We start from the raw sequence: 14,491 nt of genomic DNA on the forward strand, positions 1-14,491 counted from the left end.
CATGCCCGATCGCATCGTCATCATCGGCGGCGGCCCGGGCGGCTACGAGGCGGCGCACGTCGCGGCGCAGCTCGGCGCGGAGGTCGTGGTCGTCGACACCGACGGCGTCGGCGGCTCGGCGGTCCTCACCGACTGCGTGCCGAGCAAGACGCTGATCGCCACCGCCGAGCTGATGACCGACATGTCGTCGGCGCAGGAGCTGGGCGTCAACTTCCACGACCACCAGGGTGACGCGGCGACGACGATCACCGTCGACCTGGCGCGGGTCAATGCCCGCGTCAAGCAGCTCGCGGCCGACCAGTCCGTCGACATCGCCGAGCGCCTCGACCGCGACGGCGTACGCCTCGTGACCGGCCGCGGCCGCCTCGGGCCGGACCTGACGGTCACCGCCGTCACGGCCGACGGCGAGGAGACCCTGCAGGCCGACGCGATCATCGTGGCCACCGGTGCCGCGCCCCGCACCCTGCCGAGCGCGCAGCCCGACGGCGAGCGGATCCTCACCTGGGAGCAGGTCTACGACCTCACCGAGGTCCCCGAGAAGCTGATCGTGGTCGGCTCCGGGGTCACCGGGGCGGAGTTCGCGAGCGCCTACCTCTCTCTCGGCATCGACGTCACGCTCGTGAGCAGCCGCGACCGGGTGCTGCCGGGCGAGGACGCCGACGCGTCCGCCGTGCTGGAGGACGTGCTGACCCGGCGCGGGATGAACGTCCTGGGCCAGTCCCGGATGCAGTCGGTGACCCGCGAGGGCGACACGGTCACCGTGACGCTCACCGACGGCCGCACCGTCTCCGGCAGCCACTGCATCCTGGCCCTCGGCTCGGTGCCCAACACCGCCGACCTCGGCCTCGAGGAGGCGGGGGTGGCCACGGACGACGGCGGCTTCATCGTCGTCGACCGGGTCTCGCGCACCTCCGCCCGCGGCATCTACGCCGCAGGCGACTGCACCGGCGTGCTGATGCTCGCGTCGGTCGCGGCGATGCAGGGCCGGATCGCGATGTGGCACTTCCTCGGCGACGCGGTCGCCCCGCTCGACCTCAAGAAGGTCTCCTCCAACGTGTTCACCTCACCGGAGATCGCCACCGTGGGCTGGTCCCAGCAGGCCGTGGACGCCGGGGAGATGCAGGCCGAGGTGGTGACGCTGCCGCTGGCCGGCAACGCCCGCGCCAAGATGCAGGGCGTGCGCGACGGGTTCGTCAAGCTGTTCTGCCGCCCCGGGACCGGCATCGTCGTCGGCGGAGTGGTGGTGGGCCCGCGTGCCTCCGAGCTGATCCACCCGGTCTCGGTCGCGGTCGCCGAGTCGCTGACCGCCGACCAGCTGGCTCACGCCTTCACGGTCTACCCGTCGATGAGCGGCTCGATCGCCGAGGCCGCCCGGCGCCTGCACGGGGTCTGACGCCGGGTCCCGCACCGACCCGCGTCTCCGGCCCGGGACCGGGCTGGCAGGCGCGGCACCACCAGGTGCGGCGGTTGGCCGCGTCGCCCGGGACCTCGGCGCTCACGCTCACCGGTCCGCCGCAGCGCCGGCACCCCTGGCGCTGGCGGCCGGTCACCCAGTGGTCGTCGCCGCGCGCCGACGATCCGGTCGTCACCTGGTAGGCACCCTCGACGGTCGCCGAGTGGCGCAGCATCCGGGCCGCGCGGTCCACCAGGTGCGCCACGTCGACGTCACCGATCGGGGTCCACGGGCTCACCCCGCTGAGGAAGGCGAGCTCGTTGACCCAGAGGTTGCCGAGCCCGGCCATGGCACGCTGGTCGAGCAGGGCGGTGACCAGCGGGGTGGTGGGGTCGCGGCGGAGGCGCCGGACGGCCTCCTCGGCGTCCCAGTCGTCGCGCAACGGGTCGGGACCGAGGTGGCCGACGAGGTCGCCCTCGCGGTCGGTCGGCACCAGCGCGAGGTCGTGGAGCCGGATGCCGTGGACGGTGCGGCCGTCGTCGAGGCCGAGCACGAGCCGCACGTGCGGCTGGACCGCGCCCGGCAGTCGCTTGCCCGGCGCGAGGGTCGACCAGGACCCGTCCATGCGCAGGTGGCTGTGGAGCGTCGCGCCCGGCGATCCGGCCATCGGGCCGAAGCGGGTGAGTAGGTGCTTGCCGTGGGTGTCGTGACCGAGGACCTCACGACCGGAGAGGTCACGGGTCGCCAGGGCGGGGGTGCGGAAGTCGGAGCGCACCACCGTGTGGCCGACCAGCTGGCGGTCCAACCGGCGGGCGAGCTTCCAGACGCTGTCTCCCTCAGGCACCCCTCCAGTGTCACAGGAGCCCCTGACAGCCCCTCAGGTCCCGGAGCCGACGCCGTCGGCGCCGCCGGTGGTCTGGTGGAGGTAGGCCTGAGCCAAGTTCTGCTGTCCGTGGACACCGTGCCCGGACCGACGGGCCAGCTGCGCCCCGGCGTCGATCGCGCCGTCCGCGCCGCCCGAGAGGTGCCACGGCACCCAGCGGTCGCCGACCCGCACCAGCCGCTCCAGCGGCGCCTCGCCGGCCGACAGACGCCGTACGTCGGCCGCGCAGGCCGCGATCGTCCGCGGCACGCCTCCGGCCGGGGTCCACCGCACGTCCTGCATCGCCGGACCGTGGCGGGGGTCGAAGAAGCAGGGCTCGCGGCGCTCGGGCAGCGGGTCTCCGGCGAGGACCGCGACGACGGCGGCGCGGTGGTAGCGAGCGTCGGCCACGACCTGCTCGACCGCCACCACGTCCTCGACCGTGGTGCTCGCCGAGAGCAGGGCCCTGGCCTGGTCGTAGTGCTCGATCGCACGCCGGTAGTGGCCGTGGGCCACTGGGTCGAGGTCCTCGGCGAGGATGTCGAGGTGCAGCTCGGCGACCTGCTCGCCCAGCAACCGTGACGTCCTCGTCGACGAGCCGGCGAGCCACGCGCCAGCGGTCGAGCCGGGCGAGCTCCTCCTCGCGGCGTCGACGCCGTCCCCCGAACATGCCGGGAGCCTGCCACACGCCCGGTCCCGGGGCGGGCGGCTCCCGCGGATCCCTGCGGCCGTTCACCACTCGGCTGTACGCTCGGTCGTCTTGCTGTCGAACGTCCCGGGGGAGACCTCACCGACCATGTCGCGACCACGCCACCTGACCCGCACCCGCACCGCCCGCCTGCTGCTGGGCGTCGCGGCGGGCGCGATGCTGCTCCCGGTCCTGCCCGCCGCGCCGGCGCAGGCCGACGCGGGAGAGCCGCGCCGGGCGGTCGAGACCTGGCTGACGCCGGGCAGCACCGCGATCACGCTCACCGGGCACGGGTTCGGTCACGGCCACGGCCTCTCGCAGTACGGCGCCCAGGGCGCGGCCCAGCAGGGCGTCCCGTGGCAGCAGATCGTCGAGTTCTACTACCCCGGCACGACGTGGGGCGCCGTGACGGGCACGATCCGCGTGCTGATCACCGCCGACACCGGGCGCGACGTCCAGGTCGTCGCACGCCCGGGCATCGAGGTCCGCAGCCTGCAGCGCAACCGCGCGTGGCGGCTGCCGCAGCTCCCCGCGAAGAAGTGGCGGCTCGTCGCCGCGGGTGACGACACGCGGGTGCAGCGCACGACCGGCGGTGCCTGGCGCACCTGGCGGACCGTGCCGGGCCAGGCGGAGCTGTCCTCGAACCGCGGGCCCCTGACGCTGGTGCTGCCCGGCGCCCGTCGCGACTACCGCGGCACGCTGCAGTCGGTCACCTCGGGCCAGGGCAGGCGGCAGACGGTCAACCGGGTCGGCATGGAGGCCTACCTGCGAGGCGTCGTCCCGCAGGAGGTCCCGGCACTGTGGGAGCCGGCCGCGGTCAGCGCGCAGTCGGTGGCCGCGCGCACCTATGCCGCCTTCGAGCGCTCGCACCCCGCGGCGGGCCACTACGACCTCTGCGACACCACCCAGTGCCAGGTCTACGGCGGCATGGACGTCGAGCACCCCGCGGCGACGGCGGCGATCCGGGCCACGGCGGGCCGGGGCGTCTTCCACGACGGCCGGCCGGCGTTCACCCAGTTCTCCGCCAGCAACGGCGGCCACTCCTCGGCCGGGTCGATGCCCTACCTCGTCGCCCAGCCCGACCCCTACGACGGCGTGAGCGGCCACCAGTACTCCACCTGGACCACGACGGTCGACGACACGCAGGTGGAGAAGCACTGGCCCGCCATCGGCGACCTCACCTCGATCGAGGTCACCTCGCGTGACGGCAACGGCGACTGGGGTGGTCGGGTCGCCGACATGGCGTTCGTCGGCACCACCGGCACGGCCCGTGTGGACGGCGACACCGTGCGTTCCACCCTCGGCCTCTACTCCGACTGGTTCACCTTCAGCGTGACCCCGCGGCAGAAGGGTCCGGCGCGCCAGTGACCGGGCTCCACCGTGCCGCCGCGTTGCTCGCGGCGCTCGTCCTGGCTGTGTCCGGCTGCTCGACCGGCAACGACGGCGACGGCGCCCTGCCCGACCCCGTCGTCGAGACCGAGGTGACGACGGGCATCGACTACGTCGCGCTGGGCGACTCGTTCTCCGCCGGGCCGTTCATCGGCGCGATGCGGAGCGACCCCGAGGGCTGCGCCCGCTCGCGCGACAACTACCCGGCGTTCCTCGCCGACTGGCTCGACGTCGAGAGCTACACCGACGTCACCTGCTCGGCCGCGACGACGGCCGACCTCTACGCGCCGATGGTCATGTTCAACGGCGCCACCACCGGGCCGCAGCTCGACGCGGTCTCGGCCGACACCGACCTCGTCACGATCGGCATGGGCGGCAACGACTTCGGCATCTACGACTCCCTCATCCGCTGCCAGGCCGGCGGGGCCGAGGCCTGCCCGGTGGCGGACCTGAGGGCCGACGCGGGCAAGGTCGCCGCTCGCGTCGAGAAGGCGGTGCGCCGGGTCCGCCAGGCGGCGCCGGAGGCCGAGGTCCTCGTCGTCGGCTACCCCGACATCCTCCCCACCGAGGGCACCTGCGCCGCGCTGGGCGTCTCCGCGGACGTCCTCGGCCCGGTGGCCGACGTCGCCGGGGTGCTCAACGCGTCCCTGCGCCGGGGCGCCACGGCCGGCGGCGGGTCGTACGTCGACCTCGAGGGCCCCTCGGAGGGGCACGACGTGTGCGCCAGGGGACGGGCGTGGGTCAACGGGCCGCAGTTCCGCCTCGGGGTCGCCGCGCCGTTCCACCCCAAGGTCAACGGCATGCGTGCCGCCGCGGGGGAGGTCTACCGCGAGGTGACCGGTGAGGAGCCCGAGGTCACCGAGCACGCCGAGCCCGACCCGGACGCCATCGTCCTCAACGAGCCGGCCGGCTAGCCCCGGCCGATCACCAGCACCAGGTCGCCACCCTCGACCGCCTGCGTCGCCGGCACGGCCAGCCGCGTCACCGTGCCGGCGACCGGCGCGGTGATCGAGGCCTCCATCTTCATCGCCTCGATGGTCGCGACGGTCTGCCCGGCCTCGACCCGGTCGCCCTCGGCGACCGTCACGGTGACCGCGCCGTCGTAGGGCGCCGCCACGTGGCCGCTGTCGGTCGGGTCGGCCTTCTCGGCGGCACTCACGTCGGCGGAGATGCTCCGGTCGCGCACCTGCACGGGCCGGAGCTGGCCGTCGGCCGTCGCCATGACCGTGCGGATGCCCCGCTCGTCGGGCTCGCTGATCGCCTCGAGCCCGAAGAGCATCTCGCGGCCCTCGCGCACCAGGACGCCGTGCTCCTCGCCGCGTCGCAGGCCGTAGAGGTAGTCGATGGTCGAGACCGCACTGAGGTCGCCGTACTTCTCCCGCGACTCGTGGAACGCGGCGGTGGGGCCGGGGAAGAGCAGCTCGTTGAGCGTGCCGCGACGGTCGGTGGCCAGGGCGGCCTGCTGCTCCGCGGTGAGGCTCTCGGTGGGCTGCTTCCACGTCCTGCCGGCCAGCGCCTTGCTGCGGAACGGCTCGGGCCAGCCGCCGGGCGGGTCGCCGAGCTCGCCGTTGAGGAAGCCGATCACCGAGTCCGGGACGTCGTACGACGCCGGGTCGGCCTCGAACTGCGCGGGGTCGGCGCCGGCGGCGACGAGGGCGAGGGCGAGGTCGCCGACCACCTTGGAGGACGGGGTCACCTTGACCACGTTGCCCAGGATGTCGTTGGCGGCGGCGTACATGTCCTCGACCTGCTCGAACTTCTCGCCGAGGCCCAGCGCGATCGCCTGCTGGCGCAGGTTGGACAGCTGGCCGCCCGGGATCTCGTGGCGGTAGACCCGCCCCGTCGGGGACGGCAGGCCGGACTCGAAGGGCGCGTAGACGCGGCGGACGGCCTCCCAGTAGGGCTCCATCGCGTTGACCGCGGCGAGGGAGAGGCCGGTCTCGCGCGCCGAGTGGTCGGTCGCGGAGATCAGCGCGGACAGCGCCGGTTGGGAGGTGGTGCCGGCCATCGACGCCGAGGCGGCGTCCACGGCGTCGACCCCGGCCTCGATCGCCGCCACCAGCGTGGCCAGCTGGCCGCCGGGGGTGTCGTGGGTGTGCAGGTGGACCGGCAGGTCGAAGCGCTCGCGGAGGGCGGTGACCAGGGTGCGGGCGGCGGGGGCCCGCAGCAGGCCCGCCATGTCCTTGATCGCCAGCACGTGGGCACCGGCCTCGACGATCTGGTCGGCGAGGCGGAGGTAGTAGTCGAGCGTGTAGAGCGTCTCGCCGGGCGAGGACAGGTCGCCGGTGTAGCAGAGCGCGACCTCCGCGACGGAGGTGCCGGTGGCGCGGACCGCGTCGATGGCCGGGCGCATCTGCGAGACGTCGTTGAGGGCGTCGAAGATCCGGAAGACGTCGATGCCGGTCTCCGCGGCCTCCTGCACGAAGGCCTCGGTGACCTGGGTGGGGTAGGGCGTGTAGCCCACGGTGTTGCGCCCGCGCAGCAGCATCTGCAGGCCGATGTTGGGGATCGCCTCCCGCAGGGCGGCGAGCCGCTCCCAGGGGTCCTCGGCGAGGAAGCGCAGCGCGACGTCGTACGTCGCCCCGCCCCAGCACTCGACCGACCACAGCTCCGGCGTGGTGCGGGCGACGTGGTCGGCGACCGCCACGAGGTCGCGGGTGCGGACGCGGGTGGCGAGGAGGGACTGGTGGGCGTCGCGGAAGGTGGTGTCGGTGACGGCGACGCGGTCCTGGGCCCGCAGGCGCCGGGCGAACGCGTCGGGGCCGATCTCGCGCAACAGCTGGCGGGTGCCCGCGGGGGCCGGCTGCGAGCGGTCGAGCGGGGGGAGCTTGCTCGCCGGGGTGATCGTCACGGGGGCGGCGCCGTGGGGCTGGTTGACCGTGACGTCGGCGAGGTAGGCCAGGAGCTTGGTGGCGCGGTCGCGGCCGACCTGGGCCGTGAGCAGGCCGGGGTGGTCCTCGATGAAGGAGGTGGTGACGCCGCCGGCGGCGAAGTCGGGGTCGGCCAGGACGGCCTGCAGGAAGCCGACGTTGGTGGAGACCCCGCGGATGCGGAACTCCAGCAGCGCCCGGCGGGCCTTCTGGACCGCGGACTCGAAGGTGCGGCCGCGACAGGTGAGCTTGGCCAGCATGGAGTCGAAGTGGGGGCTGATCTCGGCGCCGGTGTAGGTGGTGCCGCCGTCGAGGCGCACGCCGGGGCCGCCGGGGGAGCGGTAGGTGGTGATCTTGCCGGTGTCGGGGCGGAAGCCGTTGGCCGGGTCCTCGGTGGTGATCCGGCACTGGAGGGCGAAGCCGCGCGGCTGCACCGAATCCTGGGTGAGGTCGAGGTCGGCCAGGGTCGCGCCGGCGGCGATGAGCATCTGCGACTGCACGAGGTCGACCGCGGTGACCTCCTCAGTCACGGTGTGCTCCACCTGGATGCGCGGGTTCATCTCGATGAAGACGTAGCGCCCGCTCGGGTCGAGGAGGAACTCGACGGTGCCGGCGTTCTTGTAGCCGATCTCGCGCGCGAAGCGGACGGCGTCCGCGCAGATGCGGTCACGGAGGTCCGGGTCGAGGTTGGGCGCCGGGGCGATCTCGACGACCTTCTGGTGGCGGCGCTGGACCGAGCAGTCGCGCTCGTAGAGGTGGATGACGCCACCCTCCGAGCCGGTGCCGTCCGCGAGGATCTGCACCTCGATGTGGCGCGGGTCGACCACCGCCTGCTCGATGAAGACGGTGGGGTCGCCGAACGCACCCTCGGCCTCGCGCATGCAGGTCTCGATGGCCTCGCGCAGGTCGGCGCGGTCCTCGACGCGGCGCATGCCCCGACCACCGCCGCCGGCGACGGCCTTGACGAAGAGCGGCGCCTCGATCCGCTCCGCCGCCGCCAGCAGCTCCTCGACGTCCGTCGACGGCGGCACCGACTCGAGGACGGGTACGCCGGCCGCCTTGGCGGCGGCGATCGCGCGCGCCTTGTTGCCGGTGAGGGTCAGCACCTCGGCGGAGGGGCCGATGAAGGTGATGCCGGCGGCGGCGCAGGCCTCCGCGAGCGCCGGGTTCTCGGAGAGGAAGCCGTAGCCGGGGTAGATCGCGTCGGCGCCGCACCGCACCGCCACCTCGACGATGGCCCCTGGGTCGAGGTAGGCCCGGACCGGGTGCCCGACCTCGCCGATCTGGTAGGCCTCCTCGGCCTTCATGCGGTGCTCGGACCAGCGGTCCTCGTGGGGGAAGACGGCCACCGTCCGCGCGCCGATCTCACGCGCGGCTCGGAAGGCCCGGACTGCGATCTCGCCACGGTTGGCGACGAGCACCTTGGAGAACATGGGCGAACCGTATCGAGAGGCCTCTGTGACCTGTGTTACCTGTCCGTACCTCGGGCCGGGTCAGTCGGGACGTCATGGCGCGCGGTCGTCCCGGCGACCGCCGGCCACGACGCTGTCGGCCTACGTCATGGAGGTGGGTCGTCCCGGCGACCACGCGCCATGACGTCGTGGGACGGGACGACGGACGGCCCGCCCGGGTGTCAGCGGGCGAGCGCGCGACCCGCGGCGCGGCCGGAGAAGATGCAGCCGCCGAGGAACGTGCCCTCCAGGGCGTTGTAGCCGTGCACGCCACCACCGCCGAACCCGGCGACCTCGCCGGCGGCGTACAGGCCGGGGACCGGGGTCCCGTCGGCGGCCACGCACTGGCCGTCGAGGTTCGTCTCGAGGCCACCGAGGGTCTTGCGCGAGAGGATGTTGAGGCGTACGGCGATGAGCGGGCCGTGCGCGGGGTCGAGCACCTTGTGCGGCTTGGCGACGCGGATCAGCTTGTCGGTCCGGCTGCGGCGCGCGTTGTGGATGGCCATCACCTGGATGTCCTTGGAGAAGGAGTTGTCGACCTCGCGGTCACGCGCCTCGATCTGGGAGCGGAGGTCCTCGGCGTCCAGCTTCGGTCCCCGGGCCAGTTCGTTCATGCCGGTCACCAGCGTGTCGAGGTCGTCGGCGACCACGAAGTCGACGCCGTGCTCCTTGAACGCCTCGACCGGGCCGGGCGCGCCCTTCGCGAGCCGGCTCTGCGCGAGGAACCTGAGGTCCTTGCCGGTGATGTCGGGGTTCTGCTCGGAGCCGGAGAGGGCGAACTCCTTCTCGATGATCGACTGCGTGAGCACGAACCAGGAGTAGTCGGCGCCCGCCGCCAGGATCTGCTTCATGGCGCCGATCGAGTCGGCGCCGGGGACGCCGGACATCCCCTCGAGGCGCCTGCCGGTCGCGTCGAACCACATCGACGACGGCCCGGGCAGGATCCGGATCGCGTGGTCGGGCCAGACCGGGTCCCAGTTGTGGATGCCCTCGACGTAGGCCCACATCCGGTCGCGGTTGACCATGGTGGCGCCGGCGTCCTCGGCGATGGCCTGCATGCGTCCGTCGACGTGGGCCGGCACCCCGGAGATCAGGTGGTCGGGCGCGGGGCCGACCCGCTCGGTCGGCCAGCTGCGACGCATCAGCTCGTGGTTGTGCCCGATGCCCCCGGAGGTGACCACGACCGCCGGGGCCCGGTGCTCGAAGTCGCCGGTGCGCTCGCGGCTCGACCGTACGCCACGCGCGGCGGCGTCATCGGCGAGGAGGGTGCCGCGGACCCCGACGACGGCACCGTCCTCGACCACGAGCTCGTCGACCTGGTGGCGGAACGCGAAGCGGACCAGCCCGTCCGCCTCGGCGCGCTGCACGGGCTCGGCGAAGATCCGGACGACCTCGGGGCCGGTGCCCCACGTGAGGTGGAAGCGGGGCACGGAGTTGCCGTGCCCGGTGGCGCGGCCGTCGCCCCGCTCGGCCCAGCCGACGAACGGCAGCGAGCGGAGCCCGAGGGCGTGGAGGTAGTCGCGCTTCTCCTCGTGCGCGAAGCGGACGTACGCCTTCGCCCACTGCTGCGGCCAGTGGTCCTCGCCGCGGCCGGGTCCGTCGGTGCCGTCGCCGAGGCGGTCGAACTGCGCCGAGCCCTGCCAGTCCTGCCACGCGAGCTCGGGGGAGTCCTTGATGCCCATCCGGCGCTGCTCGGGGCTGTCCACGAAGAGCAGGCCACCGAGGGACCACCACGCCTGCCCCCCGAGGTTCGCGCGGTTCTCCTGGTCGAGGACCAGCACCCGCCGGCCGGCGAGGGCCAGCTCGTGGGTGGCGACGAGCCCGGCCAGGCCGGCGCCGACGACGATGACGTCGGGGGTGAAGTCGGGCGTGCTCACGGCGTCTCCTGCGGGTAGTGGTGGACGATCATCTCGGCGAGCAGGCGCAGCGCGCGCTCGACGGTGCGGCCGGGGGCGGCCGTCGGGTCGGGGTCGAGGGCGGAGAAGGCCATCCCGTCGAGCATGTTGACCACGATGCTGAGCACCGCGGCGAGGTCCGCGGGGCCGAGCCGATCGCCCCAGAGGTCGGTCGCGGCGTCCAGCATCTGCGCCTGGAGCGACTCGCGCGCCGGGACGAGGGCGGCGCGGAGCCCGGCGTCGGCGCGGGCCGCCACCAGCAGCTCGCGCCAGGTCTGGTTGGCCGGGGACAGGACTGCCCTGCGGAGGTGGGCCAGCACCGCCGCGACGTCGTCGACCGTCTCGACGTCGGCGCCGACGGTCGCCCGGAACGCCTCGACGTTGCGGGTGGCCACGCGCCCGGCGGTCGCCACGAGCAGCGCCTGCCGGGTCGGGAAGTGCCGGAAGAGCGCGCCCTGGCTGACGCCGGCCTCGGCGCACACCGCAGCGGTCGACGTGGCGGCGTACCCGCGGTGGGTCAGGCAGGTGACCGTTGCCTCGAGCAGCGCCTCGATGGTGCCCTCACGTCGCTGGGCCTGCGTGCGCCGCAGCGGCGGTCCGGTCTCGATCACCCCGGGATCCTCGCATAAAAAGCGAGTGCTCGCTATCTAGCGTGTCTGGGACACGTGTCCGAGATGTTGCCCACAGGAAGCGCTCGCTGGGGCGAGTTCTCGGACACGTGTGCCGCGACGGGCACGGCAGACCTCAGCGTGACCATCGGTCGCCGAGCGTCAGCCCGTGATCTCGCAGATCACCGCGCCGTTGGTCACCGTGTCGCCGACCTCGGCCCGGAGGCCGGTGACGGTGCCGGAGCGGTGGGCCTTGAGCGGCTGCTCCATCTTCATCGCCTCCATCACGACCACGGTGTCGCCCTCGGCGACCTCCTGGCCCTCGGTGACGACGACCTTGACGATGGTGCCCTGCATCGGCGAGGTCACCGCGTCGCCCGACGCCGCGGCTCCGGCCTTCTTCGCCGAACGCTTGGCCCTGCCCTTCCCGGTGCCGCCCCCACCTCCGGCGGTCGCGAGGCCACCGAGGCCGGCCGGGAGGACGACCTCGAGGCGGCGACCGCCGACCTCGACGGTGACCTTCTGCCGCTCGCCCGGCTCGTCCGCCTCTGCGGTGGCGCCGGCGTAGGGCTCGATCCGGTTGTCGAACTCGGTCTCGATCCACTGCGTGTAGACGCGGAACTCGCCCTCGCCCGACGGGGTCGACGGTCCGACGTAGGCGGGATCGGACACCACGGCGCGGTGGAACGGGATCACGGTGGGCATGCCGTCGACGACGAACTCGTCGAGCGCCCGGCGCGAGCGCTCGAGCGCCTGGGTGCGGTCGCGGCCGGTGACGACGAGCTTGGCGATGAGCGAGTCGAACGAGCCGGGGATCGTCTCGCCGTTCTCGTAGCCGCCGTCGAGGCGTACGCCCGGCCCGCTCGGCGGGCTCCACGCCGACAGCGTGCCGGGGGCGGGCATGAAGTTGCGGCCACCGTCCTCGGCGTTGATGCGGTACTCGATGGAGTGGCCGCGGACCTCGGGGTCGTCGTAGCCGAGCTCCTCGCCGGCGGCGATGCGGAACATCTCGCGCACCAGGTCGATGCCGGTGACCTCCTCGGACACGCAGTGCTCGACCTGGAGGCGGGTGTTGACCTCGAGGAAGGAGATCGTGCCGTCCTGGGCGACGAGGAACTCGCAGGTGCCCGCGCCGTGGTAGCCGGCCTCGCGGAGGATCCGCTTGGAGGACTCGTAGAGCTCGGAGCGCTGCGCGTCGGTGAGGAACGGCGCGGGTGCCTCCTCCACGAGCTTCTGGTTGCGTCGCTGCAGCGAGCAGTCGCGCGTGGAGACGACCACGACGTTGCCGTGCTGGTCGGCCAGGCACTGGGTCTCGACGTGGCGCGGCTTGTCGAGGAACTTCTCCACCAGGCACTCGCCGCGGCCGAAGGCGGTGACCGCCTCGCGGACGGCCGACTCGTAGGCGTCGGGGATCTCCTCGAGCGTGCGGGCGACCTTAAGGCCGCGGCCGCCGCCGCCGAAGACGGCCTTGATCGCCACCGGCAGGCCGTGGGACCTGGCGAACTCGACGACCTCGTCGGCGTCCCGCACGGGGTCCTTGGTGCCGGGCGCGAGAGGCGCCTCCGCCTTGGCGGCGATGTGCTTGGCCTTCGCCTTGTCGCCCAGCGCCTCGATGGCGGAAGGCGGCGGGCCGATCCAGACGAGTCCGGCGTCGATGACGGCCTGGGCGAAGTCGGCGTTCTCGGCGAGGAAGCCGTAGCCGGGGTGGATGCTGTCCGCGCCGGACTTCTCGGCGATCGCGATGATCTTGGCGATGTCGAGGTAGGACTCGGCGGGGGTCGCGCCGCCGAGGGAGTGGGCCTCGTCGGCCAGCCGCACGAAGAGCGCGTCGCGGTCCGGGTCGGCGTAGACCGCGACCGAGCCGATGCCGGCGTCCTTGCAGGCGCGGACGACACGGACGGCGATCTCGCCGCGGTTGGCGATGAGGACCTTCTTCAAGCTCACGCGAGGACTCCTGGGTGTGCGGCCGGGATGCGTACCGCTGGGCAGGCTACCGCGACCCGGGGGCGGGGAGGCGCGCGCCCGATGTGACGGGGGCCACCGGGGGTTAGCGATCGCTAACCCCCTCCGGCTAGGCTGCCGTCATGACCTTCGAGCTGTCCCCCGAGCACGAGCAGTTCCGTCGCAGCGTCCGTGACTTCGCCGAGGCCGAGATCGCGCCGCACGCCGCGCAGTGGGACCGCGAGCACCACTTCCCGACCGACGTCGTGCAGAAGATGGGCGCGCTCGGACTCATGGGGCTGACCGCCCCGGAGGAGTTCGGCGGTGCCGGGATGGCCGGCGAGGACGGCGGCTTCACGTCGCTGTGCCTGGCGATCGAGGAGATCGGTCGCGTCGACCAGTCGATGGGCATCACGCTCGAGGCGGCGGTGGGCCTGGGCATCAACCCGATCCTGACCTTCGGCACCGACGAGCAGAAGAAGACGTGGCTCCCCGCGCTCGTGGCCGGCGAGCAGCTCGCCGGCTTCGGCCTCACCGAGCCGGGCGCCGGCTCCGACGCCGGCGCGACGAGGACCAGGGCCGTCCTCGACGACGGCGAGTGGGTCGTCAACGGCTCCAAGCAGTTCATCACCAACTCCGGCTCCTCGATCACCTCCGTCGTCACCGTCACCGCGCGCACCGGCGACCGCCCGGACGGCCGCCCGGAGATCTCGACGATCATCGTGCCGTCGGGCACGCCCGGCTTCACGGCCGAGAAGGCCTACGACAAGCTCGGCTGGCACGCCTCCGACACGCACCCGCTGTCCTTCGCCGACGTCCGGGTCCCCGAGTCGCACCTGCTGGGCGAGCGCGGACGCGGCTACGCCCAGTTCCTCGCCACGCTCGACGACGGCCGCGTCGCGATCGCCGCCCTCGCGGTCGGCTGCATCCAGGCGTGCCTCGACATGTCGCTGCAGTACGCCGGTGAGCGCCAGACCTTCGGCGGGCCGATCGGCCGCAAGCAGGGCGTCGCGTTCCAGGTCTCCGACCTCCAGGTCATGCTCGACGCCTCGCGCCTGCTCACCTACAAGGCCGCCGCGATGAAGGACGCCATGGACGCCGGGTCGTCCTCGGTCTCCATGGCCGCCTTCAAGCAGGCCGCCGCCGTCGCCAAGCTCTACTCCACCGAGTCGGCCGTCACCGCGACCCGGATCGCGACCCAGGTCTTCGGCGGCTACGGCTTCATGGAGGAGTACCCCGTCGTGCGGTTCTACCGCGACGCCAAGGTGCTCGAGATCGGCGAGGGGACCTCGGAGGTCCAGCGGATGCTCATCGCCCGGGGGCTCGGCCTGCCGGTCGAGTGACCCAGCGCGGCAGCCGCCGCGCGGATGCCTCCTGAGGGGGTTCCGCGCGGC

Annotated in this window: 10 protein-coding genes; 4 read left to right on the forward strand and 6 right to left on the reverse strand. The window is 73.4% G+C overall.

Annotated elements, in window-relative coordinates; translation table 11 throughout:
• Position 1 precedes the first annotated feature (1 nt).
• Positions 2-1,393, forward strand: a complete 1,392-nt coding sequence (locus tag SHK17_RS05140; protein WP_322424796.1) for an NAD(P)H-quinone dehydrogenase — start codon at positions 2-4, stop codon at positions 1,391-1,393.
• On the opposite strand, the gene SHK17_RS05145 is transcribed toward SHK17_RS05140, so the two are convergent.
• Both SHK17_RS05145 and SHK17_RS05150 read right to left on the reverse strand, forming a co-directional pair.
• Positions 1,329-2,237, reverse strand: a complete 909-nt coding sequence (locus SHK17_RS05145; protein ID WP_322921288.1) for a DNA-formamidopyrimidine glycosylase family protein — start codon at positions 2,235-2,237, stop codon at positions 1,329-1,331. The two genes, SHK17_RS05140 and SHK17_RS05145, sit on opposite strands and share 65 nt — an antisense overlap.
• Before the next feature lie 33 nt (positions 2,238-2,270).
• Positions 2,271-2,831 carry a hypothetical protein gene (locus SHK17_RS05150; protein WP_322921289.1) on the reverse strand — a complete coding sequence of 187 codons (561 nt, stop codon included), beginning with the start codon at positions 2,829-2,831 and terminating at the stop codon, positions 2,271-2,273.
• A 184-nt stretch (positions 2,832-3,015) separates the two neighbouring features.
• Here SHK17_RS05150 and SHK17_RS05155 point away from each other — a divergent pair, with 184 nt between their 5' ends.
• Positions 3,016-4,311, forward strand: a complete 1,296-nt coding sequence (locus SHK17_RS05155; protein WP_322921290.1) for a SpoIID/LytB domain-containing protein — start codon at positions 3,016-3,018, stop codon at positions 4,309-4,311.
• Entirely contained in the window at positions 4,308-5,246 is a 939-nt protein-coding gene (locus SHK17_RS05160) for an SGNH/GDSL hydrolase family protein (RefSeq protein ID WP_322921291.1), read from the forward strand. The genes SHK17_RS05155 and SHK17_RS05160 overlap by 4 nt, the downstream gene beginning before the upstream one ends.
• Here SHK17_RS05160 and SHK17_RS05165 read toward each other — a convergent pair.
• The 4 genes from SHK17_RS05165 to SHK17_RS05180 form a co-directional block, all read right to left on the reverse strand.
• The gene (locus tag SHK17_RS05165) at positions 5,243-8,635 is read right to left on the reverse strand and encodes a pyruvate carboxylase (RefSeq protein WP_322921292.1); all 3,393 of its coding nucleotides are present in this window, start codon (positions 8,633-8,635) and stop codon (positions 5,243-5,245) included. The genes SHK17_RS05160 and SHK17_RS05165 overlap by 4 nt on opposite strands.
• Before the next feature lie 200 nt (positions 8,636-8,835).
• A complete protein-coding gene (locus SHK17_RS05170) occupies positions 8,836-10,530 on the reverse strand; it encodes an FAD-binding dehydrogenase (RefSeq protein ID WP_322921293.1) in 1,695 nt (564 codons plus the stop codon).
• Positions 10,527-11,159 carry a TetR/AcrR family transcriptional regulator gene (locus SHK17_RS05175; RefSeq protein WP_322921294.1) on the reverse strand — a complete coding sequence of 211 codons (633 nt, stop codon included), beginning with the start codon at positions 11,157-11,159 and terminating at the stop codon, positions 10,527-10,529. Before SHK17_RS05175 ends, SHK17_RS05170 begins: the two co-directional genes overlap by 4 nt.
• A gap of 159 nt (positions 11,160-11,318) precedes the next feature.
• Complete coding sequence (locus tag SHK17_RS05180) at positions 11,319-13,100, reverse strand: acetyl/propionyl/methylcrotonyl-CoA carboxylase subunit alpha (protein ID WP_322921295.1); 1,782 nt, start codon at positions 13,098-13,100, stop codon at positions 11,319-11,321.
• A 140-nt stretch (positions 13,101-13,240) separates the two neighbouring features.
• On the opposite strand from SHK17_RS05180, the gene SHK17_RS05185 reads away from it, so the two are divergent.
• Positions 13,241-14,440, forward strand: coding sequence for an acyl-CoA dehydrogenase family protein (locus SHK17_RS05185; RefSeq protein ID WP_322921296.1), 1,200 nt, complete (start codon positions 13,241-13,243; stop codon positions 14,438-14,440).
• Positions 14,441-14,491: the final 51 nt, after the last annotated feature.

This window comes from Nocardioides renjunii (assembly GCF_034661175.1).
Taxonomy (GTDB): domain Bacteria; phylum Actinomycetota; class Actinomycetes; order Propionibacteriales; family Nocardioidaceae; genus Nocardioides; species Nocardioides renjunii.

Bases quoted from the DNA above. Each gene is read 5' to 3' on its own strand.
- SHK17_RS05140 (WP_322424796.1), top strand. From the start codon at position 2: ATGCCCGATCGCATCGTCATCATCGGCGGCGGCCCGGGCGGCTACGAG.
- SHK17_RS05165 (WP_322921292.1), bottom strand. From the start codon at position 8,635: ATGTTCTCCAAGGTGCTCGTCGCCAACCGTGGCGAGATCGCAGTCCGG.
- SHK17_RS05185 (WP_322921296.1), top strand. From the start codon at position 13,241: ATGACCTTCGAGCTGTCCCCCGAGCACGAGCAGTTCCGTCGCAGCGTC.